Raw genomic sequence first — 22,577 nt, 5'->3', positions numbered from 1 at the left:
CTGAAAACGCTTTACAACAGCCGTTATTTCTCTTATAATTATCTCCCAATAATATAAAGGGGGGAAATCATGAGTAAAGATAAATTACTTGAAGAAGCTATTAAAATAAGAAATAAAGCATATGTACCCTATTCTAAATTCCCTGTTGGAGCAGCTCTTATAGCTGAATCTGGTGAGGTTTATACGGGTTGTAATATTGAAAATGCAGCCTATCCTGTATCCTGTTGCGCAGAGCGTGTAACCATCTTTAAAGCCATTTCAGAAGGGGAAACAAAATTTGTTGAGATGGCAGTTGCAGCAGACACAATACGACCAGTTCCGCCGTGTGGTTCTTGTCGCCAAGTAATGAGCGAGTTCTTTAGCAGTAATATGAATATCCATTTAACAAATTTAAACAAAGATACAAAAACAATCTCGATGGAAGAATTACTACCTTTTTCCTTCCAACCGAGTGATTTAAATAGAACATAACAGCATAAAATTATGTATAGAAGGAAGCTGATTTTTTCAGGTTCCTTTTTTTGTGGTATAATAGTTTTTAAAGACATAGGTATAAGAATATAGATCTATTAATTAGAAAACTTGGTATTCGGTGAATGCCCTTAGTTGCATTTATGCAATAGGAAAGTTTTATACTTTTCTACCTGCTAAACTTAAAATTGACATCATCATTGATATTTGAAAAAATAAACTTATGGAAACTATGAGGTGGTTATAATATGAGTTCGATTCGTGTACAATTAAATGGAAAAGATATTCTTGAAAAAGAATTTAAAACTGCAATGCGTGGTTACAATCAAGAGGAAGTAGATGAGTTTCTTGATACAGTTATTCAGGATTATGATGTATTTAAACAGGAAATTGAGCGACTGCAACAAGAAAACGAGCGGCTTAAGCGTGGGGCTTCAGACCAGACTAGGTCACGTTCTTCTCAACCAGCCCAACAACCTAATTATGATGTTCTGAAACGGGTATCCAACTTAGAAAAAGCGGTGTTTGGTAAGAAATTTGCAGAATCTGAGAATATAGATGAAGAGACACTGAAATAATCTGTGAACAAGCAACTCGGAGCATATTGAATAATTGTCTTAGACATGGTATACTTAATTTCGCACTAAAGTTAAGTATTCAAGTAATCGCTGTATTAACGTACAGAGGAAAGTCCATGCTCACACAAACTGAGATGTTTGTAGTGTTTATGCTTGATGAAATCATAAGTCAAGGCAACATTACGAGGTTAACGGCAGGAGACATCCCTAAGTCTACTGATAGGGGATTCTATCCTTGAAAGTGCCACAGTGACGTAGCTGGAATGGAAACATTTCGGGTGGAACGAGGTAAACCCCATAAGTGAGCAACCCAAATTAAGGTAGGGGCATCCTTTAGTAGGGAATTCAACCGAATAAGGGACAAGCAATGAATGCTTGTAGATAGATGATTACACCGAATGTACGAGGCTGACCTCCGTTTGTAGTACTGAGGAACAGAACATGGCTTATCGAATACTTAATGGTCTATACTGTAAAAGGCAAACCTTGCTATATAGCAAGGTTTTTTTCATTGCATAGGAAACTATAGAATTTAAAAGCTGTGGATAACTTGTATACTGGAATAGCCACGTCCAGCTCCAGCGCACAGCAACTATCAAACTTCACACTCCTCCACTACGATAAAGAAGACTTACTGATTGCCAAGCCGGCAGGCGCAGGCAGAAGTAAAGTCGCACTTATGCCCTGTGGGTGAAAAGAAGACTTACTGATTGCCAAGCCGGCAGGCGCAGGCAGAAGTAAAGTCGCACTTATGCCCTGTGGGTGAAAAGAAGACTTACTGATTGCCAAGCCGGCAGGCGTAGGCAGAAGTAAAGTCGCACTTATGCCCTGTGGGTGAAAAGAAGACTTGCCGATTGGCTCTGCCAGAGGCTTAGTCGCACTTATACCCTTGTGGTGAAAGTCAACATCGACTCACTTGGTTTAAGGAAGGCCGACTAAAACCGGGCTTGCGCTCAGGCGTCAGCATACCCCGATGAAGGGGCATGTTTCCTTTTCGCTTTCCAAGCATAAGATTCACTTTGACTTTCTCCATTATTGGAGATAAGTCAAAGTGAATCTAATCTCATTGCGGGGTGGAAGTTCAACTAAAACCGCCACTTTGCGTGGCAACGTTGAACCACCCGCAGCGTTGAGCGCAGTTTGTACGTTGCTAAACGGGCGCTTTGTTCTGTGAATTTTTTAATTTAGAAGGATATGTTTTTAGTTTTTGGTTTAGGATATGATAAACTTAAGCTAATTTAATCTAGAAGTGAAGGGAAAAGTTATATGAAGAACGTAACTCTAATCGCAACAGCTGCTATGGGTCTAGAGTCTGTAGTTGCTAATGAAGTAAAACAGTTAGGATATGAAGCTACCGTAGAGAATGGAAGAGTACTATTCGAGGCACCTATATCAGCAATTCCACGTTGCAATTTATGGCTTCGTACAGCAGATCGTGTCAGATTACGTATCGGAGCGTTTACTGCAACCACATTTGATGAATTATTTGAATCAACTAAATCCCTTCCATGGGAAGATTTTATAGCAGAAGAGGGACAATTTCCAGTTAGTGGTAAATCTGTAAAGTCCCAGTTATATAGTGTCCCGGATTGCCAGTCAATCGTTAAAAAGGCAATAGCTGAACGACTGAAACTTAAATATGGATTGGCCTCTAAAATGCCCGAATCTGGACCGTTATACAAAGTCGAAGTATCCATACTTAAGGATATAGCAACACTTACCATTGATACGTCTGGTACTGGTCTACATAAAAGAGGCTATCGCATTGGCCAAGGGGAAGCGCCTTTAAAAGAAACGATGGCAGCTGCTTTAGTGATGCTTACAAATTGGAAACCTGATCATCCTTTAATAGATCCTTTTTGCGGCTCTGGTACGATTGCAATCGAAGCAGCTTTGATAGGCCAAAATATAGCACCTGGTTTTAATCGTGAATTTGCTTGTGAGGATTGGCCGCTTATTAAGAATAAGCATTGGGAAGCTGCTTACGAAGAAGTAGAAGAAAAGGCAAATTACGATCAAAAGCTAGATATCACTGGGTCAGATATTGATTATAATTTAGTAAAGATTGCAAATGAAAATGCAGTTGAAGCAGGCTTAGGAGATTTAATAACGTGGAAGCAAATGCAGGTTAAGGACTTATTTATTCGAAATAAAAATGGATATGTGATAGGTAATCCACCTTATGGACAACGAATAGGGGATAAAGAGGCGGTAGCAACTATATACAGAGAACTTGGCAATGTAATGAAAGACCACCCAACTTGGAGTGTTTATATTTTAACTGCGTTCGAAGGGTTTGAAAAACAATACGGTCAGCAGGCTACCAAGAAAAGAAAGCTTTTTAACGGATTTATTCAGACTGATTATTATCAATATTTTGGGCGTAAAAGCAGGCAGGATTAAATTTGAACGATACCCACTTAAATGAAAAGGACTTTAAAGCATTGTTAAAAGAACTCAGCTCTTATCAGGAATCTCCCTTGTTAATCTAATGAGACATTCGAACGAAAACACCAAAAAGCGGCATCAATCAACGGTCTGAAGTTGTTGGATTCCTCGCAGAAAAACGAAACGACATCAAATTGAGACATCAGAAAAATGAAGTATTTTATTGATCGTTTAAAAGATCCTACACATGATAGAGTAATTCAAAGGATATTGGTTGAATGTGAAGGAAATTAATAACGAAATCGCAAAATTCCTATGTATTAGGCTAGATGTACGCAGCCCAACTGTATCATTTTTCAAAGGAGCATAACTTTGAAGAAATCATATTGAATAATAATTACAGTTTATTGACAGACTGGTTGATATCGGTATGGAAAAATGAAAAATCCGTTGGAAATTAGTAAAGATGGGACTAAGATGATTTAAATCCAAACTATCTGGCAAACTTGATTCATGACGCTGGCTGGGGTCCTTTTTGTAATAAGCTCGAATACAAATGTAAAAACAATGGTGGAGAACTTGTAAGAATTAAACCGCATTATACGGGTCAAGGCTGTTCTGGCTGCGAGAATCGTGTGAAAAAGTCTCTGTCCGTTCGCACGCATGTATGCAGTTCATGCGGGACAGTTTTAGATCGCGACCATAATGCTGCCATCAATATCGAACAAAAGCGCAAGCGCCCGTTTAGCAACGTACAAACTGGAGCATTCCGCAATGAGATAAAGGAAACACGACGAACGAAGTAAGTCGATGTTGACTTATCGTAGTGGAGGAGTGTGAAGTTTGATAGTTGCTGGGCGCTGGAGCTGGACGTGGCTATTCCAGTATATAAGTTATCCCCAGCATTTAAATTCTATAGTTTCCTATGTATCGAAAAGGTTGGACTGGATTTCACGGGTTTGTATCCAACTACATAAATAAATTGTTTCGACTGTAGGGCAAGGTCAATCCGAACAGTATAAAACAAAGCCCTGGGAGATGATGTAAGACTCGGTTCAATAGAGCAAAGCCATCGTCCCTAAATAGGGAAACTTCATCAAAATCTTTGATTTAGGCGGAGAGGTTCACCGAGCTATATAATCTATAAGTCTGAAAAAGAAAAACAATATGACATAAAAAGGTGATTTCATGGCTTTCATTGGTTCTGTTGGTCTTAGCATTCCCAAAAATAATTTATCACAAGACGAGGTAAAGGAATTAGTATTAGATGTGTTTTCCCATTCTACAAAACGAGTTAATAGATTACTACCTGTATTTGATAATGCAGAAATAGACAACAGGCAATTCGTAGTAGATAAGAAGTGGTTAAAGGAGAGCCACACATTTAAGGAAAAAAATGACCTTTATCAAACGTTTGCCAAGAAACATATGCTACAAGCTGTTGATCACTGTTTATCAAATCAGGAATTCCTAACAGAGGATATACCTTATGAAGCTGTAGACATGATTATTTTTGTATCGAGTACAGGAATTGCAACACCATCCATGGAAGTACATCTGCTTAACGAGCGGCCTTTTAGTGAACGTACAAGTCGAATGCCACTATGGGGGTTGGGATGTGCAGGTGGAGCTATCGGATTGTCACGAGCATTTGATTGGATTGCTGCCCATCCAGAAAAAACTGCTTTAATTGTATGCTGTGAGCTATGTAGTTTAACCTTTCAAAAAGAAGATATGAAAAAAAGCAATTTAATCGGTAGTGCTCTTTTTGGTGACGGTATTAGTGCTGTTTTAGCTATTGGAGAGAAATCACCATTTCTTTCGTACCGCAAAAGGAATACACCAAAAATACGTCGTAGTAGTTCGTTAACAAAAAAGAACAGTACATCAGTTATGGGGTGGAATATCAACAACAGTGGCTTAGAAGTCATATTCTCCAAAAGCATTCCTGCAATGGTTAATTCTTTTTGGGATGGCCACATTCATGCATTTATGCGAGAGTTAGGATTGAATGAAAAAATGATTCATTCATTTATTGCACATCCAGGCGGAAAAAAAGTATTGAACGCAATGGAGGATGTAATAGAAAGTTCGAGTATGAAGTTTTCTAATTCTTATAAAGTGCTTAGAAACCATGGAAATATGTCTTCCGCTACGGTTTTTTATGTGCTCTATGAAGCAATGAAAGAAAATACTAATCGTAATGAACTAAGTATATTATCTGCTTTAGGTCCAGGCTTTAGTTCAGAACTATTATTATTGGAGTGGAATTAATAATGCCTTTATTCATGTGGGTTTTACTAAGTATTATCATTTGCCAACGATTAATTGAATTAATCATTGCAAGAAGAAATGAAAATTGGATGAAAGCTAGAGGTGGAATCGAAAGGGGCAAAGAACATTATAAACTCTTTATTATCCTCCATGTTTTGTTTTTTGTCTCTATATTAATGGAAATATGGATGCGTGATGTGTCAAATTTGAAAATTAACTACATTTTACTTTCTTTATTTATTTTCACTCAAATAATAAGAATCTGGTGCATCCGAACGCTAGGTAGATTTTGGAACACAAAAATCATCATATCCCCGCACTTTTCCTTAGTTAAAGAGGGACCATATAAATATGTGAACCACCCCAATTACATTATTGTCGGAATTGAACTATTGGTTATTCCTTTACTATTGGGTGCATATGTAACAGCCATTGTATTTCCACTATTGCACATCCTCTTGTTAACAGTAAGAATACCAAAAGAGCAAAAAGCTTTAGCAGAAAAATTTTCAGATTAAAATTAGAAAACTTTGCATTCGTTAAAGAAGTCTATAACGTTTCTCGCCCAAAAAGGCCAGATCAGGTGGTTACATACAATATATGGTGAATGTCAATATCACGGATTGACATTCACCATATATTGTGCTTCTGAAGCTTTGTGTACGGAGTCGACCTTTTTGGGAACGAACCTATAACGATAATCTTCCTTATTTACATAAGTAAGTTGAACAAAGTTTTACAAGAACAAAAGCGCAAGCGCCCGTTTAGCAACGTACAAACTGCGCTCAGCGCTGCGGGTGGTTCAACGTTGCCACGCAAAGTGGCGATTTTAGTTGAACTTCCACCCCGCAATGAGATTAGATGAACTTGACTTATCGCCAGTAGTGGCGAAAGTCAAAGTGAATCTTATGCTTGGAAAGCGAAAAGGAAACATGCCCCTTCATAGGGGTATGCCGACGCCTGAGCGCAAGCCCGGTTTTAGTCGGCCTTCCTTAAACCAAGTGAGTCTATGTTGACTTTCACCACAAGGGTATAAGTGCGACTAAGCCTCTGGCGGAGCCAATCGGCAAGTCTTCTTTATCGTAGTGGAGGAGTGTGAAGTTTGATAGTTGCTGGGCGCTGGAGCTGGACGTGGATATTTCGGCAAATAAGTTATCCACAGCTTTTAAATTCTATAGTTTCCTATGCAAACAAAAAAACGGCAATCCGCTAAGATTGCCGTTTATATCAATTCTATATTTACTGCGTTATTTTTTTGTTACGTTAGCTGCTTGAGGACCACGATCGCCTTCAACAATTTCAAAAGAAACTTCTTGTCCTTCTTCTAACGTTTTGAAGCCTTCTTCTTGGATTGCTGAATAATGTACAAAAACATCATTTCCTTCTTCCAATTGAATAAAGCCATAGCCCTTTTCTGCGTTAAACCATTTTACTGTTCCGTTTTCCATGTAAATAATCCTCCTAAAAACTTTCACGTGAAACGTGTTAATACAAAGTAGATAGATGGGACTTCAAAAAAGGCAGCACCTATAAAAGTTTAGGATCATTACTACATCCACTTCTATAGAAGCTACCTGTCGCTAATGATTCCATGCATCTTCTTTGCTTGTCCTTAATATAGCTTATTTACCTACTTCAGTCAAGAAATTAACATATATTTTTAGTTAGTAATTTATTTTTTATACTATAAAATTTATTCAATAAATTCTTTTAAAAAAAGTGAAATAAAGCACAAGAAGATGTACACTATTAGTAGATAAAACAAGAAGGGAGCACTGGATATGAAAACAGATATTGAAATTGCTCAACAAGCTACGCTTAAACCAATCCAAGAGATAGCTGAGAATCTTCAATTAAATGAAGAAGATTGGGAGCCACATGGTCATTCTAAAGCAAAATTGTCTGATCAGCTTATAGACAAACTCAAAGATAAACCAAATGGAAAGGTAATATTAGTAACTTCTATTAATCCCACTCCAGCTGGAGAAGGGAAGTCTACAGTAACTGTTGGACTTGGACAAGCTCTAAATAAAATCGGCAAAAAATCGGTTATTGCTCTACGTGAGCCATCCCTAGGCCCCGTAATGGGAATGAAAGGTGGAGCTGCGGGCGGTGGCTATTCTCAAGTACTCCCGATGGAAGATATTAATTTACATTTCACCGGTGATCTTCATGCTATAACCAGTGCCAATAATGCACTTTCTGCAATGATTGATAATCATATTCATCGTGGAAATGAGTTGAATATCGATCCCCGTAGAATTGATTGGAAACGTGTGATGGATATGAATGATCGTGCATTGAGACAAACGGTTGTTGGGCTTGGTGGGCCTAAACGGGGAGTTCCGAGAGAAGACGGATTTAATATTACAGTTGCTTCAGAAATAATGGCCATATTATGTTTAACAACTAGTCTCGATGATCTTAAATTAAGAATCTCTAAAATTGTGATTGGATACACATACGAAGATATACCAATTACAGTTAAAGATTTACAGGTAGAAGGGGCGTTAACCTTATTATTGAAGGATGCGATTAAACCTAATTTGGTACAAACGATTGAAAATACACCTGCTATCATTCATGGTGGGCCATTTGCCAACATTGCACATGGATGTAACAGCATTATGGCAACAAAAACAGCTGCTAAATTGGGAGATTACGTAGTAACAGAAGCAGGATTCGGTGCAGACTTGGGTGCTGAGAAGTTCTTTAATATTAAATCACGAGTTGGTGAATTTGATACGGATGCGGTCGTAATAGTTGCTACTGTTCGCGCTTTAAAAATGCATGGAGGAGTTATGAAAGATAATTTGAAAGAAGAAAATCTTGATGCATTAAACGCTGGCATGGAAAACTTAAAAAAACACATCGAAACAATCGAGTCATTTGGTTTACCATTTGTCGTTGCGCTTAACAAATTTCCAACAGATACATTAGCTGAAACCGACTTAATTCAAACATGGTGTGAATCAAGAGATATTGATACAGCATTAACCGATGTTTGGGAAAATGGGGGAGCAGGCGGGACTCATTTAGCTGAACAAGTTATAGCGAAAACAGAAGAAAATAATAATAAAGAGTTTAACCACCTTTATAAATTGGAAGAAACGTTAGAATCAAAAATGAGAAAAATTGCTCAAAAAGTTTACGGTGCTGATGATATAGAGTTAACTCCTAAAGCGAAAGAGCAAGTAACATTTTATACAGAAAAAGGGTGGGGGGATTTGCCAATTTGCATGGCAAAAACTCAATATTCACTATCTGATAACCCAACACTTACAGGTAGACCAACAGGATTTACTATAACCATTAGAGAGGTTAAGCCTTCAATAGGTGCTGGCTTTATGATCGTTTTAACTGGAGATGTTATGACAATGCCAGGCTTACCTGCCAAGCCTGCCGCACTTAATATGAATGTAACCAAAGAAGGTAAAGTTGTTGGTTTATTTTAATGGACAAAAAGAAACAATTACAAGCTATAGAAGAATATGTATACAAGCATTTTCACGATGATTCTACTGGTCATGATTATTTTCATATGAAACGCGTAACAAGAATAGCTAAAGAAATTGCAATAAAGGAACCAGCAGATATTTTTATAACAGAATCTGCTGCATGGATTCATGATATTGGAGATCCGAAGCTGTTTTCCAATCCCGTTCGTGCCATAGAAGACATGTGTAGCTTCTTAGAATCTATTAACATACCTTGGAGAAATACTCGATATTCAAGCAGCTATCAAAGAGGTTTCGTTCAGTAAAGGACACACCCCCAGGACACTTGAAGGAATGATTGTACAGGATGCAGATAGAATCGATGCGATAGGTGCAATAGGTATTGCTAGAACTTTTGCATATGGTGGGGCAAAAGGACAGCTGATTTATGATACACCAGGGGATGATACATCTATACAACATTTTTATGATAAGTTATTCAAATTGAAAGATAGATTACACACTACAGCAGCAAAAGAAATTGCTTACGAACGACATGAATTTATGATAAAATTTTTAGAACAATTTTATAAAGAGTGGTAAAAAAACAATCCAACCTATGGTCGTCCTGGGGTGGATTGTTTTTAGTAATTCTATGCACACACTCTGCATTTTCTTCCCGCCTATTATTTATCAAAACGTAGCAGAACTGTCTCAGTAGAGCCTCAGCCAAACCTTATTTTAGATTCTCTTGGCGCCTATATATTTCGATTCCCAGTATGAACTACCTAATTCACTTACTTCTACTCCATTCGTGGATCCGGCATGAATAAATTTTCCGTCTCCTATATAAACGCCCATATGTGAAGGTCCTGGTTGATAAGTTTCAAAGAAGACAAGATCTCCAACTGATGGTCTGTCTACTGACTGTGCAAAGTTCCAAGTTTCACTCACTGTTCTTGGCAGCGTTATATCTTGCTGTTCAAAAATATATTGTATAAAACCACTACAATCAAAACCAGAAGGCGTATCACCACCCCATTCATAAGGGGTCCCTATTAATGATCGTGCATCTTGAACGACATTGTTTCCATTTGCACCCTTTACTTCAGCTTTTTTTATCTCTTTTTCTTTTGTCTCCTCATCCTCTTCTTTTACGTTTTTTTCTTCTTCTATGTCTTTATCAATTTCATTTACTCCCTCGTTTGTTTCCGTTTCTTCCTCCATTTCTTCTACTTCTGATTCTTCTTCTACTTCATCTTCCTGTTCTTCTGTAACTGCTGTACCATATAATGCTTCCAAGTCTTCCTGCGTAATTTCTTCCGTCAACTCAATATCATGTTCTTCCTCTGTAATTTCTAATGCTTTTGTAGTAAGAGGACCATATATACCGTCTATTTCTCCTTCATAATAACCAAAGTATTCTAATGCTTTTTGTACAACTTTTACATCGTCACTGTGCATACCAGGATATATGGTTTCCGACAATTTATCTATCGTATCTAAGTATTGTTTTAGCTCCACATTTATTAAAGCATATAAGGTCTCTTTGTCTGCCTGACCATCGATTATCACACTATTATCTTCCTGAAATTTTTTCAGCGCATGTTCGGTTAATAGACCATAATCACCATCAACTTCATCGTCATAATAGGACAATTTATTAAGTTTTTGCTGTAACACCCGTACCGATTCACCATGCTGTCCATATTGCAGTTGTTCAGATTCCAACAGTATTTTATTTTGAATTGCAGGAGATGCTTCAACATAAGCAACGAACGGTTGTGCCAACACGTAGCTATAGAGGAGTGAATTTTTTACTACATGTTCTACAGTACCATTTATCATGCAAATATCCCCTTTCTTTTGTGACTGTACTTATACAGATTTATGTGGAAAAATGTACGTTATGAGTTACGTTTATGTTACAATGTATGCAATGTAATAAAAGCGATTATGCGTAATAAGCGGAGGAGATTTTGTGGTGACAGGTGAACAGGCATACTTAAAATTATGTGAATCCATTTTAAATAATGGTATAAAGAAAGAAGATCGCACGAACACAGGTACTTATTCTATATTTGGTCATCAAATGCGATTTGATCTACGTGATGGATTTCCTTTATTAACGACAAAGAAAGTGCCGTTTCGACTAGTCGCAAGTGAGCTGCTTTGGTTTATTAAGGGGGATACAAACATTCGATATCTACTTGAGAACAACAATAATATATGGAATGAATGGGCCTTTGAAAAATGGGTAAAAAGTGAGAAATACAATGGTCCGGATATGGATGATTTTGGAAATAGAAGTCAACAGGATCCTGACTTTAACGAAAAATATAAAGAACAAATGAGCCGTTTTAAGGAAAAAATACTCCATGACGATGATTTTGCTAATGAATTTGGGGATTTAGGTGCTGTATATGGGAAACAGTGGCGAGAGTGGGAAACTTCTAAGAATGATACGATAGATCAATTAAAACAAGTCATTGAATCCATACGTTCAAAACCTGATTCTCGTAGGCATATTGTTTCTGCATGGAATCCTGAAGATATACCTAGTATGGCGTTACCACCATGTCATACACTGTTTCAGTTTTATGTATCTGAGGGGAAATTGTCATGTCAGCTATATCAGCGAAGTGCTGATGTTTTTCTGGGCGTGCCTTTTAATATTGCAAGTTACGCATTATTAACACACTTAATAGCACATGAAACGAATTTGGAAGTAGGAGAGTTCGTTCATACGCTAGGCGATGCACATATTTACACAAATCATGTGGAGCAGATTAATACACAGCTTGCACGTGTAACTAGAGAGCTTCCGACACTTAAAATTAACAAACAAAAGAAGTCTATTTTTGATTTTGAACTAACTGACGTTGATTTAATTGATTATAACCCGCATCCGGTTATCAAAGCACCAATCGCAGTCTAAACAAAAAGTAAATGGGAGGAATTCAATAATGATTTCATTAATGTTAGCAATGGATCGCAATCATATTATTGGCCTGAATAATGACTTGCCATGGCATTTGCCGAAGGATTTTCGTTATTTTAAAGATAAAACAACTCACCATACCATTATAATGGGGAGAAAAACGTATGATTCACTAAACGGGGCATTACCGAACCGAAAAAATGTTGTAATCACAAAGAAAAACATTGAATTTCCAGATGAAGTCGAAGTGATTACTGATTTAAAAACTGTAGAAGAATGGAACCGTGCTAATCCTGAAGAAGAATTTTTTGTTATCGGCGGTGGAGAAATTTTCAAACAAGTAATAGATATTGCTGATCGCATGTATATTACGTTAATAGATGAATCCTTTGAAGGTGATATCTATTTCCCGGTTTTCTCTGAATATGAGTGGCATGTAACATCAAAAGTAAAAGGAGAAAAGGACGATAAAAACCCTTATGACTATTATTTTTTTCAATATGATCGAAAATAACGGATTAAAGGAATAGGTGGAGCTTGTTTATTAAAAGAAAAACGTGTTAAACTATAGTCGAACAAGTATATAGAGTTAAAAAACACATATTATAATAATGTCAACTTTAAAAGAGGTGTAATAAATGTTTTCAAGTATTGGATTTCCTGGTTTAATTTTAATACTGGTTATCTCGTTGGTAATTTTCGGACCAAAAAAGTTACCAGAAATCGGGAAGGCAGCAGGACAAACTTTACGTGAATTTAAGAGTTCTACAAAAGACTTAACTAGTGATGTTACAGATGAAATAAACGAGACAAAAGAAATAATTAATGGAAAAGAAAATAAGTAAAGTTCTTTTGGGAGTGATTACAAATGTTTAGTAGTATAGGCATCCCTGGGTTAATACTAATTCTAATAATAGCATTAATCGTTTTTGGACCTTCCAAATTACCAGAGATCGGAAAAGCTGTTGGAAGTTCATTAAAAGAATTTAAAAATGCTACCAAGGACATTATATCTGATGACGATTCTCCAAATAAAAATGATGATCACACATCAACTAAAAAGTGATAAGTGAAAGGTGTAAGGTACATAACCTTGCATCTTCTTTTGTTTATACATAGGAGTGTGGAATAATGGTTGATGACAATATACAATCAAGTGATAAAGAAATGAATCTTACTGGACATTTATCAGAATTACGAAACAGACTAATTGTCACGGCTGTTTTTTTTGTTGCTTTTTTTATTGTTGGTTTTATTTTTGTACAAGATATTTATTGGTTCTTTGTGAACGATTTGGATTTTGAACTACATGTTATCAGTCCAGGAGAAATTATATGGATTTATTTCTCAATGGCTGGAATAGTAGCAATTGCAGGTACCATTCCTCTCTTGTTTTATCAAGTTTGGGCATTTATCAAACCAGGACTGACCTCTAAGGAAAGAAAAGCATCTTTAGCATATATTCCAGCTACATTCCTGTTGTTTCTTGCCGGATTAGTTTTTGGATATTTTATGTTTATTCAACTCATTTTACCCTTTTTACTGTCACTAAATGACGGTATGTTTAATGAAATGTTCACGATCGAGAGATACTTTGGTTTCTTATTTCGTGTGACATTACCATTTGCAGTCCTATTTGAGATACCAATTATTACGATGTTCTTAACAACAATAGGAATTTTATCACCAGACTTTATGCGCAAGAATAGAAAGTATGCCTATTTATTATTGGTTATTGTTGGAACAATCGTGACACCACCAGATTTTATTCTGCAAATTGTTATAGCTATACCATTATTATTCTTATATGAAATTAGTATTTACTTGTCTTCAGTGGTATATCGTAAGAAACTAAAGAAACAGCAAGAATTTATGGAAAGTGATCGTGTTGAATGATGGGGTGAATAAATTGCGATCTTTTTACCAATTTTTAATGACGTTTCGAGGAAAGAAACAGCCAGATGATCAAAGCTATCTAGCGGATTGGGTGTTTTTTGATCATGGTTTTCCTAAATACTCAAATGACTATGATGAAATAAGCTCCTATTTAGAATGGAATAGCCCTTTTTCTAATGCATTAATTGTATTCGATGAAATATGGGAATTATATAATTTAAGCAATGAATAACGTAATGGCGCTGGAATTTACCTTCAAGCGCCATTTTTAATCTGGTACAACAGTGTAATGTATGAACCAACTAAAATTTAAACAAACGTTTGATCAATTAACTAATAATTATTACTACTTACATCAGTTATATAATCCATTAAAAATCGTCATTATTCTCCCGATTTCTCCAACAAGCAATTTTAAAAGTGAAGATCTTGTTAGATTCTGCGGTTGCCCGGGAAATACCCAAACATTATTTCTTTTAAAATTTAAACATCGAATCTTATAACGATAGCCTACACGCATTATTAATGATCACGTACAATAACCTAAATGATCTTCACCAATAAGAAGGAGGAGGCTAAAAAATGTTGTTTCCAACACAAAACCCCAGAAATACTGCAAATAATTTAATGTTCCCAAATAGAAGTTTAAATAATCCTAATCCAACAAGCAGTAATAATATACTACAGAATTTATTTAAGAATCAATCAACCGCTGGATTAGTGAACAAAGGGGTAGGTGGGCTATCAAATACATTAAATAATGTCCAGCAGGTATTAAAAATGGTTGAAACTACAACGCCACTAGTACAGGAATATGGACCAATGGTTAAAAACCTACCTGCGATGTATAAAATGATGAAGGCGTTTAAGGATATTGAAAGTACGGATGATAATAAAGAAATAAAGAAAGATCAAACAGAAGAAGAAGACATAACAGAAAATAAAGAAAATACAATAGACGATAAAGAAGATTTTGAGCCTAAAAAGGATAGTGGTGAGTCAATACCGAAACTATTTATCTAAATACGAGGCATAGAACTTGATTTTTTTGTCTATAAACGAAAAAATAGAGTGTAGGATAAAAAAACACTGGAGGTATTAATTATATATGAGTTCAAATAGAGAAATAGCAACATTTGCTGGTGGATGCTTTTGGTGTATGGTAGAACCGTTTGACGAGCGCCCAGGTATAATAGATGTCGTTTCAGGTTATACAGGAGGTACAGTTGAGAATCCTACGTATGAACAAGTTTGCACAAACACAACAGGTCATTTGGAAGCTGTACAAATTACATTTGATCCAACAATAATGACATATGAGCAGCTTGTTAATACGTTTTGGCAGCAAATAGATCCTACCGACCCTAATGGACAATTTAATGATAGAGGAGAGTCTTATCAAACGGCAATATTTTATCATAATCAAGAGCAAAGACAAATAGCAGAGCAGTCTAAGCAAGATTTAGAGACAAGCGGAAAGTTCTCCAAACCAGTTGTAACTGAAATTATCCCAGCTAAAACTTTTTACGCTGCAGAAGTTGAACACCAGGATTATTATAAAAAACAGTCGTTTCATTATCAATTATATAAAAAAGGATCTGGAAGGGAAGACTTTATAAAAAATAATTGGCAACAAAAATGGGACAAAAATGAGTTGAAAGCAAAATTAACTCCTATACAATATAATGTCACACAAGAGAGTGGCACCGAGACACCATATCAAAATGAGTACTGGGATAACGAAGAAGAAGGGATCTATATTGATATTATTTCTAAAGATGTATTATTCTCTTCACAGGATAAATTTGATGCGGCCTGTGGTTGGCCAAGCTTTACAAAACCAGTAGATAATTATCAAGTCACAGAAAAAACCGATAAAACACATGGCATGATTCGCACGGAAGTCAGAAGTAAAAACGCTGATTCTCATCTTGGCCATGTTTTTGAAGATGGTCCAAAAGAAGCGGGAGGATTGCGTTATTGTATGAACTCAGCTGCTATGAAATTTATTCCTAAAGATAAAATGGCTGATGAAGGATATGGTAATTACTCTTATCTTTTCAAATAAACTTTAAGGAATTGACGATTTACAACTTTGTAAACAAAAGGTATTAAGTTACTGCAGAAAGAGGGTATAATATGATTCATTTAGACTGGGAGAATAGAGAAACGATAAAACAAATTGAATGTGTACATGCTGATGCGAAAAAATTTGTAGTTCATGATAAATTAACACCAGGTAAAAAATATGATGTTAAAAATGAAACAGATGAGTTTTATTTCATTAATGATAATAGCAATCGAATAGGAGGATTTCTTAAATATTATTTTAAGGAACTATAGTACGAGATAATTTCCTGTTACTTTTATAGATTAACGATGTCGATTAGTGTTATAATTTAATTGCTATTTAGAATTTGATTAGGGCTCGCCAAATCCACACAAAAGGGAATGAATTAAAATGAAAAAAATTTATTTTGTTCGTCATTGTTCTGCTGATGGTCAACATAAAGATTCACCATTAACAACAATTGGTATGAGGCAGGCACACCTACTTTCGAATTTTTTTAGTAAAGAAAACATTGCAATTGACAAAATTATCTCAAGCCCATATTTACGGGCAATAGAAAGTATCAAACCCTTTGCTACAAAATCGAGCTCTGAGATTGAAATAGATGATCGATTAAGTGAACGGATATTAAGTGATGAACCAATTGACGATTGGATAGAAGTCTTGGAGCAGTCTTTTAATGATCATAATTTCGCATTACCTGGTGGTGAATCAGCTAAAGATGCCATTCAACGAGCAAATACAGTACTTGAATCGATTTATTCAGATGACAACATCAAAAACGTAATTATAGTGAGTCATGGTAATATAATGGCTTTATTATTGCAGCAATACGATGGTAATTTTGGTTTTGAAAAATGGAAAGAACTACAAAATCCAGATATCTATTTAATTAACTATAATACGGACACATCGACAATTGAATGTTTATGGAATGCTTAATAAAATTCAATCAAAAGAATGATCTTTCGTTTTTGAGCAATAATACGTTATAATGATTGCACGGATCATAGTTATGAGGAGGAATTTACTTGGCTTTTGTAATTACATCACCGTGTATAGAAGAAAAATCAGGGGAATGTGTGGAAGTTTGTCCTGTTGACTGTATAGAGGAAGGGAAAGACATGTTTTATATTGATCCAGATATCTGTATCGACTGTGGAGCATGTGAAGCAGTTTGTCCTGTTGAGGCTATCTATATGGAAGATGAGGTACCAGAAAAAGAACATGAATTTATTGAAATAAATCGTAAATTTTTTGAGGAATAAAACAAAGAAAGCCACTGTAAACATGATTAGTGGCTTTCTTTTCTATTTATTTAATTGAAAAATTATTATATCCCTTTTCTTGATAAGTAATCTCTTTGATATCCTTTACTTGAATAAATTGATTAAAACCAGCGTTCATTTCATCAATATAGTGATTGATTTTATTTTCGTCACCCTCAACCTCCAACTCTACTGTACCATCAATTTTATTACGAACCCAACCACTAAGCTGCAATTCCTTCGCTTTTTGTGCAGCTGAATATCTAAAACCAACACCTTGTACACGACCACTTACTATCAAATATTTATTGATTTTACCACCTCTAATCATTTCTGCCTCACTCTACTATATAACCTTTACTTGAAGTTTTAAAACGATAAAGCTTTACATAAAACAACTACAATAAGTGAATAATAGTAGTATCCATACTTTTAAGAAGGGGAGACATATATTGACTAACTCACAACTACCAGAATTTCCTGAATCCTATTGGCGTAGGTCTGTAAACCTGCCAACATTCCCAAAATTACAAGAGTCTATGAAAGTAGATGTAGGAATTGTAGGCGGCGGCATCACAGGAATAACAGCAGCCTATTTATTAGGAAAACAAAATTTAAATGTTGCATTATTCGAAGCAGGTGAAATATTAGATGGGACAACAGGTTACACAACTGCTAAGGTAACTGCACAGCATGGGCTTATATATGATGAAATCATTCAAAACTCAGGTATTGAAAAAGCTTCACTTTATTATCAAGCTGCTACAGAAGCTAAACAGTTTATTAAAGAAACAATTGATCAGCTCCAAATTGAATGTGATTATCAAAGAGAAGATGCCTATCTATACACGAATACTGAATCTTACATCAACAAGTTGGAAAATGAAAAGAAGGCCTATGATCAACTTAAAATAAATAGCGAATTAACAGAAAACATACCATTAAATATACCGATGAAATCAGCACTAATTATGAAAGACCAAGCACAATTTCATCCATTAAAGTATTTAAAAGAATTAACTGAGGAATGCCAAAAACTTGGCGTGCAATTTTTTGAACAGACAATGGTTGAAGATTTGGAATACAACAAGCAACCTACAATTATTACTAGCGATGGCCCACGTGTTACATGTAACTATGTTATTTCCGCATCACATTTCCCGTTTTATGATAAGCAAAGTTTCTTTTTTGCGCGAATGTACCCTGAAAGAGCTTATGTTACGGCCATTAAATCAAACAAAAAATTTCCTGGTGGCATGTACATAAATGCAGAATCTCCTACAAGATCCATACGCAGCACATCCATTAATGGAGAGGACCTGTGGTTAATTAGTGGGGAAAACCATAAAACTGGTCAAGGTGAATCAACAATTACGCATTACAACGAACTTAAAGAATTTGCTAAACAACATATAGGTATTGATGAATTGGTCTATCGGTGGTCAGCACAGGATTTAACAACACTTGATAAAGTGCCATATATTGGGCCGATTAAAGAAGATGAGGACACTGTATTGGTGGCAACTGGTTTTCGCAAATGGGGCATGACTAATGGCACAATTGCAGCAAAAATTTTAAGTGACCACATTTTAGAAAAAGATAACCCATATAAAGCATTATACTCGCCATCTAGAATTGAGGCTAATCCAGCAGTAAAAGAATTCAGTAAAATAAACGCAGATGTAGCAAAACACATGATTAAAGGAAAACTGGATTTTAAGAAGAATGATATTGATGAGCTTTCTGCTGATGATGCAACCGTTACAAGAATTAACGGAAAACGCACTGGCGTATACAAAGATAAAAATAAAGAACTCCACATGGTAGATACAACATGTACACATATGAAATGTGAAGTTGACTGGAATTCAGGCGAACGCACGTGGGATTGTCCATGTCATGGATCAAGGTTTTCATATACTGGAGATGTTGTTGAAGGCCCAGCTACAGAACCGTTAGCAAAAGTAGAGAATGAAATGTAAAAAATCCCACGGCTGAATAATATGTTTATTAGAATACGCTATAAAATTCAAATGAATTTTATAGCGTAAATTTCAATTCTATCTCACTATCTAGAGTATACTTTTTATTGAGATGAAATTTAATGATTTTAAATCAACTTCCTATAATAAATATTATGTAAACCCGTTTTGGATTTCGAATGAACAATAAGAAAACGTCTTGGATTCTATAACAATCATTATTAAGCACTCTCTTTTTCAACTTGACCATAATTATTCGTCATGCTTTATTACAGAAAAACATTCGTTCAAATCATAGTAGAGACACTCAAATGTTCGTGGATTAGCACCTGTTCTGTTACTCTTAATGTTAGTTGCCCTTCCACTACCTGAAATACCTGAAACAAATTCAACAAGCCCTAATTTCTCCCAAACATTTATGGCTCATTCTATTTTATTTTCTTGATTCGGATAATCACAGTATTCAATAATTGTTCCTTCTGTATCAGCTGGATTCAAATAAATTAATCGTCTTCCATGTTGGTTAATGCGAAGCGTTTCTTCCAATGTGCGAATTCCTTTATGCTTTAAATCTTCTAACGCCTCATCAAGGTCATTAACGTAATAAGCGATATGGTGAACACCTTTTCCTTTCTGCTTTAAAAAACGGGCAATTGGAGAGGTCGTATTGTTAGTCGGTGAGAGTAATTCGGTACGATTCCCATTGATTTCCATAGTTGCAATTTCACTTTCTACACCTTTTGATTCACTTCTGTACCGATCAATTAATTTAGCACCAAGTATGTTTTCATAAAAATTTATACTTTCTTCTAAATTTCGAACAGCAATACCAATATGATCCAGTTTATAATCCATATATATTCTCCTTATTTCATAATGCTTTTATTTTATCATATAGATATTTGTCTTAATAACTAATTCGCAAAAATACTATCAGTCTTTCTAAACAATAAAATGCACATTACCGAACGATAGCGCTTAGAACAGCAATGCCGATTTCTAATCGATTTGAAATTTAAACACGTGTATAGTTGACATGCATATTATTTAAACCCTTCCACATATTGTGAGATCCAACAACTGCAATTGCAATAATTGTTCTTAGACAACTTTACTCGTTAATATAACTAATTAATACGAGGAGGAATTGTTATGAAAGATCTGGATTGGCAAATGATACTATTTGTAGGTTCTTCTCTAGTACATGAATTTTGGATATATAGAGGGCTTCCATCCATTTATTATTGGGATGTTAAACGGGAACATCTTAAACGTCTTAAACTGTAGTCACTTAGTCTTCAGCATTAAAATAAATAACCTAATGCTCGGCGAGTCAGACGGCACATTAGCTGATCACCTTTTTTGTCTTTTTAATGCTGACTTGACGATGGTAATCGGATGAGTCTGATACGACAGACTCGTCCTATCATTTGCCGAATGATAGATACATCTCATTCATCGTTTATTTGACTCTCTTCCCCCATTAGAATTATCACCTGTCTTTTTCAATTTCGCCATTCTAATAATTCAATTCTATTCCCAAATGGGTCGTCGACGTATATTCTATTCGCACCAGGAAGGTTATTATCTAAAACATACTTGATTTCATTATTTGCCAAATGATTTTTTAATTCTTCGATATTTTCTACTTCAAATGCAGGATGTGCCTTTTTAGCTGGTGAAAATGGTTCTTCAATTCCTATATGAAGTTGATTAACACCAAATGAAAACCACACCCCACCTCGTTTTTTTAATGTTTTCGGTTTTTCCACTTCCTCAAAACCTAGAATATCAGTGAAGAATTTTCTTGCGATGTTTTCTGACCCCTCTGGTGCAGCTAGTTGAACATGGTCAATTTTTTTAAACGAAAATAGCATATAAAACCCCTCCATAGTAATCTATACTTTCATCTTACATAATCTTATCAATAAGGTAAAATACCTATATATTATAAAGGTTGATAATTATTTTTTATGTGAATCGACCCATGAATTAATTCATGGCTTCTTCTGGAATTGTTTGCCCTTTTACAATATTTTTTGCTGCAGATTGATAATTAATTCCAAATGTCCTCAACACACTGCACTTCCTAATTCATCTGCAAATTTTATTATATGGTAATTAAATCAAAATAGAAATTAACAAAACTCGTTTTGAGCACTCTCTTTGAGTTTATAGATATTCTAAAAATTCATTTATTCCAATCTTCCTTTGAAATAAATTACGGTGACTTAATTTATTTCAAAGGAGATTAAGTAATTACGACGTAACAAGAGATGACTTCTCCTAATGAAAAAAGGTGTTAATAAAATGCATTTTATTAACACCTTTTTTCTATAAAATTCTAATCATTATCAAACAAATTCATACTTAAATATCGCTCGCCTGAGTCTGGTGCAATGCATACTACGCTCTTCCCTTTTCCTAACTTCTTCGCAACCTTAATTGCTGCAAAAATAGCTGCAGCTCCTGAAGGGCCAACAAATATCCCTTCCGTTTGTGCGAGTTTTTTTAACATTTCCACAGCTTCGTCATCGAGTATTTGAATGATTTCATCATAAACATCCGTATTAAGAATTTCTGGTACAAATCCAGGACTTGTACCTACCAACATATGCTTGCCTGGATTCCCTCCAGATAATACGGGGGAGCCTTCTGGCTCTACCACTGCAATATGTATACCTGGAATTTTTTCTTTTAAAACCTCTCCAGTTCCAGTTACTGTGCCTCCTGTTCCAGAAGTACAAACAAAACCGTCCATCCTCCCGTTCATTTGTTCATAAATTTCATGTGCTGTAGTTGTACGGTGGATAGCTGGATTTGCTTCGTTTTCAAATTGCTGTGGGATATAGCTACCTGGAATTTCTTCTTGTAGTTCAAGCGCCTTTTTTATTGCTCCAGGCATTTTTTCATCACTAGGCGTCAATACAACTTTAGCACCGTATGCCTTCAATATATTTCTTCTTTCTAATGTACTATTGTCAGGCATAACTAAAATGGCCTTGTAACCCTTTGCTGCAGCAATCATCGCTAACCCTATTCCAGTATTTCCACTAGTAGGTTCAATAATAGTATCTCCTGGTTTGATCAAGCCTTTTTCTTCTGCTGTCTTAATCATGTTATATGCAGCACGATCTTTTACACTTTTACTGGGGTTAAATGACTCAAGCTTCACAAAAATTTCTGCAGCTTCATCCGGTACAACTTCATTTAGTTTTACAAGTGGGGTATTTCCGATTAATTCCGTAATATCTTGTACAACTCTCATAAC

27 protein-coding genes, 1 other RNA gene and 1 pseudogene are annotated in these 22,577 nt (G+C 35.6%); 23 read left to right on the top strand and 6 right to left on the bottom strand.

What is annotated here, in order from left to right:
• Positions 1–69 precede the first annotated feature (69 nt).
• The 7 genes and pseudogenes from OLD84_RS10010 (at position 70) to OLD84_RS09980 (ending at position 6,229) form a co-directional block, all read left to right on the top strand.
• Positions 70–471: a cytidine deaminase gene (locus tag OLD84_RS10010; protein ID WP_209462764.1), complete on the top strand. Its 402-nt coding sequence runs from the start codon at positions 70–72 to the stop codon at positions 469–471.
• Positions 472–719: 248 nt separating this feature from the next.
• Positions 720–1,049 (top strand): cell division regulator GpsB, encoded by a 330-nt coding sequence (gene gpsB, locus OLD84_RS10005; protein ID WP_209462763.1) that lies wholly within the window; start codon positions 720–722, stop codon positions 1,047–1,049.
• A gap of 75 nt (positions 1,050–1,124) precedes the next feature.
• An RNA gene (gene rnpB / locus OLD84_RS10000) (RNase P RNA component class B) lies at positions 1,125–1,503 on the top strand.
• Positions 1,504–2,315: 812 nt separating this feature from the next.
• Positions 2,316–3,452 (top strand): THUMP domain-containing class I SAM-dependent RNA methyltransferase, encoded by a 1,137-nt coding sequence (locus tag OLD84_RS09995; protein WP_209461164.1) that lies wholly within the window; start codon positions 2,316–2,318, stop codon positions 3,450–3,452.
• A 479-nt stretch (positions 3,453–3,931) separates the two neighbouring features.
• Positions 3,932–4,243 (top strand): annotated as a pseudogene (locus tag OLD84_RS09990) (zinc ribbon domain-containing protein); the annotation flags it as partial.
• Between the two features lie 382 nt (positions 4,244–4,625).
• On the top strand, positions 4,626–5,711 hold the full coding sequence (locus OLD84_RS09985; RefSeq protein ID WP_209461165.1) for a type III polyketide synthase: 1,086 nt from the start codon (positions 4,626–4,628) through the stop codon (positions 5,709–5,711).
• Positions 5,712–5,713: 2 nt separating this feature from the next.
• Positions 5,714–6,229: an isoprenylcysteine carboxyl methyltransferase family protein gene (locus OLD84_RS09980; RefSeq protein WP_209461166.1), complete on the top strand. Its 516-nt coding sequence runs from the start codon at positions 5,714–5,716 to the stop codon at positions 6,227–6,229.
• 729 nt (positions 6,230–6,958) lie between these two features.
• Here OLD84_RS09980 and OLD84_RS09975 read toward each other — a convergent pair.
• Positions 6,959–7,159 (bottom strand): cold-shock protein, encoded by a 201-nt coding sequence (locus OLD84_RS09975; protein WP_209461167.1) that lies wholly within the window; start codon positions 7,157–7,159, stop codon positions 6,959–6,961.
• 333 nt (positions 7,160–7,492) lie between these two features.
• On the opposite strand from OLD84_RS09975, the gene OLD84_RS09970 reads away from it, so the two are divergent.
• The 3 genes from OLD84_RS09970 to OLD84_RS19320 are packed head-to-tail and all read left to right on the top strand — an operon-like array spanning position 7,493 to position 9,751.
• Positions 7,493–9,166 (top strand): formate--tetrahydrofolate ligase, encoded by a 1,674-nt coding sequence (locus OLD84_RS09970; protein ID WP_209461168.1) that lies wholly within the window; start codon positions 7,493–7,495, stop codon positions 9,164–9,166.
• Entirely contained in the window at positions 9,166–9,474 is a 309-nt protein-coding gene (locus OLD84_RS19325) for an HD domain-containing protein (RefSeq protein ID WP_319962242.1), read from the top strand. Before OLD84_RS09970 ends, OLD84_RS19325 begins: the two co-directional genes overlap by 1 nt.
• Positions 9,475–9,502: 28 nt before the next feature.
• Positions 9,503–9,751: an HD domain-containing protein gene (locus OLD84_RS19320; RefSeq protein WP_319962240.1), complete on the top strand. Its 249-nt coding sequence runs from the start codon at positions 9,503–9,505 to the stop codon at positions 9,749–9,751.
• A gap of 138 nt (positions 9,752–9,889) precedes the next feature.
• On the opposite strand, the gene OLD84_RS09960 is transcribed toward OLD84_RS19320, so the two are convergent.
• Complete coding sequence (locus tag OLD84_RS09960) at positions 9,890–10,996, bottom strand: C40 family peptidase (RefSeq protein ID WP_209461169.1); 1,107 nt, start codon at positions 10,994–10,996, stop codon at positions 9,890–9,892.
• Between the two features lie 133 nt (positions 10,997–11,129).
• On the opposite strand from OLD84_RS09960, the gene OLD84_RS09955 reads away from it, so the two are divergent.
• The 11 genes from OLD84_RS09955 (at position 11,130) to OLD84_RS09905 (ending at position 17,324) form a co-directional block, all read left to right on the top strand.
• The gene (locus tag OLD84_RS09955) at positions 11,130–12,086 is read left to right on the top strand and encodes a thymidylate synthase (protein WP_209461170.1); all 957 of its coding nucleotides are present in this window, start codon (positions 11,130–11,132) and stop codon (positions 12,084–12,086) included.
• 28 nt (positions 12,087–12,114) lie between these two features.
• Positions 12,115–12,603 carry a dihydrofolate reductase gene (locus tag OLD84_RS09950; RefSeq protein WP_209461171.1) on the top strand — a complete coding sequence of 163 codons (489 nt, stop codon included), beginning with the start codon at positions 12,115–12,117 and terminating at the stop codon, positions 12,601–12,603.
• Between the two features lie 124 nt (positions 12,604–12,727).
• Positions 12,728–12,934, top strand: coding sequence for a twin-arginine translocase TatA/TatE family subunit (locus tag OLD84_RS09945; protein ID WP_209461172.1), 207 nt, complete (start codon positions 12,728–12,730; stop codon positions 12,932–12,934).
• 23 nt (positions 12,935–12,957) lie between these two features.
• Complete coding sequence (tatA, locus tag OLD84_RS09940) at positions 12,958–13,155, top strand: twin-arginine translocase TatA/TatE family subunit (protein WP_209461173.1); 198 nt, start codon at positions 12,958–12,960, stop codon at positions 13,153–13,155.
• Positions 13,156–13,220: 65 nt separating this feature from the next.
• Positions 13,221–13,985 carry a twin-arginine translocase subunit TatC gene (gene tatC, locus OLD84_RS09935; protein ID WP_209461174.1) on the top strand — a complete coding sequence of 255 codons (765 nt, stop codon included), beginning with the start codon at positions 13,221–13,223 and terminating at the stop codon, positions 13,983–13,985.
• 13 nt (positions 13,986–13,998) lie between these two features.
• Positions 13,999–14,217: a YozE family protein gene (locus OLD84_RS09930; RefSeq protein ID WP_209461175.1), complete on the top strand. Its 219-nt coding sequence runs from the start codon at positions 13,999–14,001 to the stop codon at positions 14,215–14,217.
• A gap of 350 nt (positions 14,218–14,567) precedes the next feature.
• On the top strand, positions 14,568–15,008 hold the full coding sequence (gene vrrA, locus OLD84_RS09925) for a VrrA/YqfQ family protein (protein WP_209461176.1): 441 nt from the start codon (positions 14,568–14,570) through the stop codon (positions 15,006–15,008).
• Between the two features lie 85 nt (positions 15,009–15,093).
• Complete coding sequence (gene msrB, locus OLD84_RS09920) at positions 15,094–16,053, top strand: peptide-methionine (R)-S-oxide reductase MsrB (protein WP_209461177.1); 960 nt, start codon at positions 15,094–15,096, stop codon at positions 16,051–16,053.
• A 71-nt stretch (positions 16,054–16,124) separates the two neighbouring features.
• On the top strand, positions 16,125–16,328 hold the full coding sequence (locus OLD84_RS09915) for a DUF6501 family protein (RefSeq protein WP_209461178.1): 204 nt from the start codon (positions 16,125–16,127) through the stop codon (positions 16,326–16,328).
• Positions 16,329–16,446: 118 nt separating this feature from the next.
• Entirely contained in the window at positions 16,447–16,998 is a 552-nt protein-coding gene (locus OLD84_RS09910; protein WP_209461179.1) for a histidine phosphatase family protein, read from the top strand.
• 89 nt (positions 16,999–17,087) lie between these two features.
• On the top strand, positions 17,088–17,324 hold the full coding sequence (locus tag OLD84_RS09905) for a ferredoxin family protein (RefSeq protein ID WP_209461180.1): 237 nt from the start codon (positions 17,088–17,090) through the stop codon (positions 17,322–17,324).
• Positions 17,325–17,370: 46 nt separating this feature from the next.
• On the opposite strand, the gene OLD84_RS09900 is transcribed toward OLD84_RS09905, so the two are convergent.
• Positions 17,371–17,655: an acylphosphatase gene (locus tag OLD84_RS09900; RefSeq protein ID WP_209461181.1), complete on the bottom strand. Its 285-nt coding sequence runs from the start codon at positions 17,653–17,655 to the stop codon at positions 17,371–17,373.
• 121 nt (positions 17,656–17,776) lie between these two features.
• Between OLD84_RS09900 and OLD84_RS09895 the strand changes: the two genes are divergently transcribed.
• Positions 17,777–19,306 (top strand): FAD-dependent oxidoreductase, encoded by a 1,530-nt coding sequence (locus OLD84_RS09895; RefSeq protein ID WP_209461182.1) that lies wholly within the window; start codon positions 17,777–17,779, stop codon positions 19,304–19,306.
• A gap of 423 nt (positions 19,307–19,729) precedes the next feature.
• Here the strand turns inward: OLD84_RS09895 and mce are convergent, their stop codons facing one another.
• Positions 19,730–20,161 (bottom strand): methylmalonyl-CoA epimerase, encoded by a 432-nt coding sequence (gene mce, locus OLD84_RS09890; protein WP_209461183.1) that lies wholly within the window; start codon positions 20,159–20,161, stop codon positions 19,730–19,732.
• 297 nt (positions 20,162–20,458) lie between these two features.
• Between mce and OLD84_RS09885 the strand changes: the two genes are divergently transcribed.
• Positions 20,459–20,593 (top strand): hypothetical protein, encoded by a 135-nt coding sequence (locus OLD84_RS09885; protein WP_264917477.1) that lies wholly within the window; start codon positions 20,459–20,461, stop codon positions 20,591–20,593.
• Positions 20,594–20,811: 218 nt separating this feature from the next.
• On the opposite strand, the gene OLD84_RS09880 is transcribed toward OLD84_RS09885, so the two are convergent.
• Together OLD84_RS09880 and cysK are read right to left on the bottom strand one after the other, a co-directional pair.
• Positions 20,812–21,183: a VOC family protein gene (locus tag OLD84_RS09880; protein ID WP_209461184.1), complete on the bottom strand. Its 372-nt coding sequence runs from the start codon at positions 21,181–21,183 to the stop codon at positions 20,812–20,814.
• 467 nt (positions 21,184–21,650) lie between these two features.
• Positions 21,651–22,574 (bottom strand): cysteine synthase A, encoded by a 924-nt coding sequence (gene cysK, locus OLD84_RS09875; protein ID WP_209461185.1) that lies wholly within the window; start codon positions 22,572–22,574, stop codon positions 21,651–21,653.
• Positions 22,575–22,577 lie beyond the last annotated feature (3 nt).

The sequence above is a fragment of the Virgibacillus natechei genome, from assembly GCF_026013645.1.
In the GTDB taxonomy this organism is placed as follows: Bacteria; Bacillota; Bacilli; order Bacillales; family Amphibacillaceae; genus Virgibacillus_L; species Virgibacillus_L natechei.
Note: the sequence above shows the minus strand (reverse complement) of the source record. Positions and strands in the feature narration are given on the sequence as shown.

What these genes read in the sequence shown, in the direction of transcription:
- OLD84_RS10010 (WP_209462764.1), top strand. Translation starts at nt 70, where the DNA reads ATGAGTAAAGATAAATTACTTGAAGAAGCTATTAAAATAAGAAATAAA.
- gpsB (WP_209462763.1), top strand. Translation starts at nt 720, where the DNA reads ATGAGTTCGATTCGTGTACAATTAAATGGAAAAGATATTCTTGAAAAA.
- OLD84_RS09995 (WP_209461164.1), top strand. Translation starts at nt 2,316, where the DNA reads ATGAAGAACGTAACTCTAATCGCAACAGCTGCTATGGGTCTAGAGTCT.
- OLD84_RS09985 (WP_209461165.1), top strand. Translation starts at nt 4,626, where the DNA reads ATGGCTTTCATTGGTTCTGTTGGTCTTAGCATTCCCAAAAATAATTTA.
- OLD84_RS09980 (WP_209461166.1), top strand. Translation starts at nt 5,714, where the DNA reads ATGCCTTTATTCATGTGGGTTTTACTAAGTATTATCATTTGCCAACGA.
- OLD84_RS09975 (WP_209461167.1), bottom strand. Translation starts at nt 7,159, where the DNA reads ATGGAAAACGGAACAGTAAAATGGTTTAACGCAGAAAAGGGCTATGGC.
- OLD84_RS09970 (WP_209461168.1), top strand. Translation starts at nt 7,493, where the DNA reads ATGAAAACAGATATTGAAATTGCTCAACAAGCTACGCTTAAACCAATC.
- OLD84_RS19325 (WP_319962242.1), top strand. Translation starts at nt 9,166, where the DNA reads ATGGACAAAAAGAAACAATTACAAGCTATAGAAGAATATGTATACAAG.
- OLD84_RS19320 (WP_319962240.1), top strand. Translation starts at nt 9,503, where the DNA reads ATGATTGTACAGGATGCAGATAGAATCGATGCGATAGGTGCAATAGGT.
- OLD84_RS09960 (WP_209461169.1), bottom strand. Translation starts at nt 10,996, where the DNA reads ATGATAAATGGTACTGTAGAACATGTAGTAAAAAATTCACTCCTCTAT.
- OLD84_RS09950 (WP_209461171.1), top strand. Translation starts at nt 12,115, where the DNA reads ATGATTTCATTAATGTTAGCAATGGATCGCAATCATATTATTGGCCTG.
- OLD84_RS09945 (WP_209461172.1), top strand. Translation starts at nt 12,728, where the DNA reads ATGTTTTCAAGTATTGGATTTCCTGGTTTAATTTTAATACTGGTTATC.
- tatA (WP_209461173.1), top strand. Translation starts at nt 12,958, where the DNA reads ATGTTTAGTAGTATAGGCATCCCTGGGTTAATACTAATTCTAATAATA.
- tatC (WP_209461174.1), top strand. Translation starts at nt 13,221, where the DNA reads ATGGTTGATGACAATATACAATCAAGTGATAAAGAAATGAATCTTACT.
- vrrA (WP_209461176.1), top strand. Translation starts at nt 14,568, where the DNA reads ATGTTGTTTCCAACACAAAACCCCAGAAATACTGCAAATAATTTAATG.
- msrB (WP_209461177.1), top strand. Translation starts at nt 15,094, where the DNA reads ATGAGTTCAAATAGAGAAATAGCAACATTTGCTGGTGGATGCTTTTGG.
- OLD84_RS09915 (WP_209461178.1), top strand. Translation starts at nt 16,125, where the DNA reads ATGATTCATTTAGACTGGGAGAATAGAGAAACGATAAAACAAATTGAA.
- OLD84_RS09910 (WP_209461179.1), top strand. Translation starts at nt 16,447, where the DNA reads ATGAAAAAAATTTATTTTGTTCGTCATTGTTCTGCTGATGGTCAACAT.
- OLD84_RS09900 (WP_209461181.1), bottom strand. Translation starts at nt 17,655, where the DNA reads ATGATTAGAGGTGGTAAAATCAATAAATATTTGATAGTAAGTGGTCGT.
- mce (WP_209461183.1), bottom strand. Translation starts at nt 20,161, where the DNA reads ATGGATTATAAACTGGATCATATTGGTATTGCTGTTCGAAATTTAGAA.
- OLD84_RS09885 (WP_264917477.1), top strand. Translation starts at nt 20,459, where the DNA reads ATGAAAGATCTGGATTGGCAAATGATACTATTTGTAGGTTCTTCTCTA.
- OLD84_RS09880 (WP_209461184.1), bottom strand. Translation starts at nt 21,183, where the DNA reads ATGCTATTTTCGTTTAAAAAAATTGACCATGTTCAACTAGCTGCACCA.
- cysK (WP_209461185.1), bottom strand. Translation starts at nt 22,574, where the DNA reads ATGAGAGTTGTACAAGATATTACGGAATTAATCGGAAATACCCCACTT.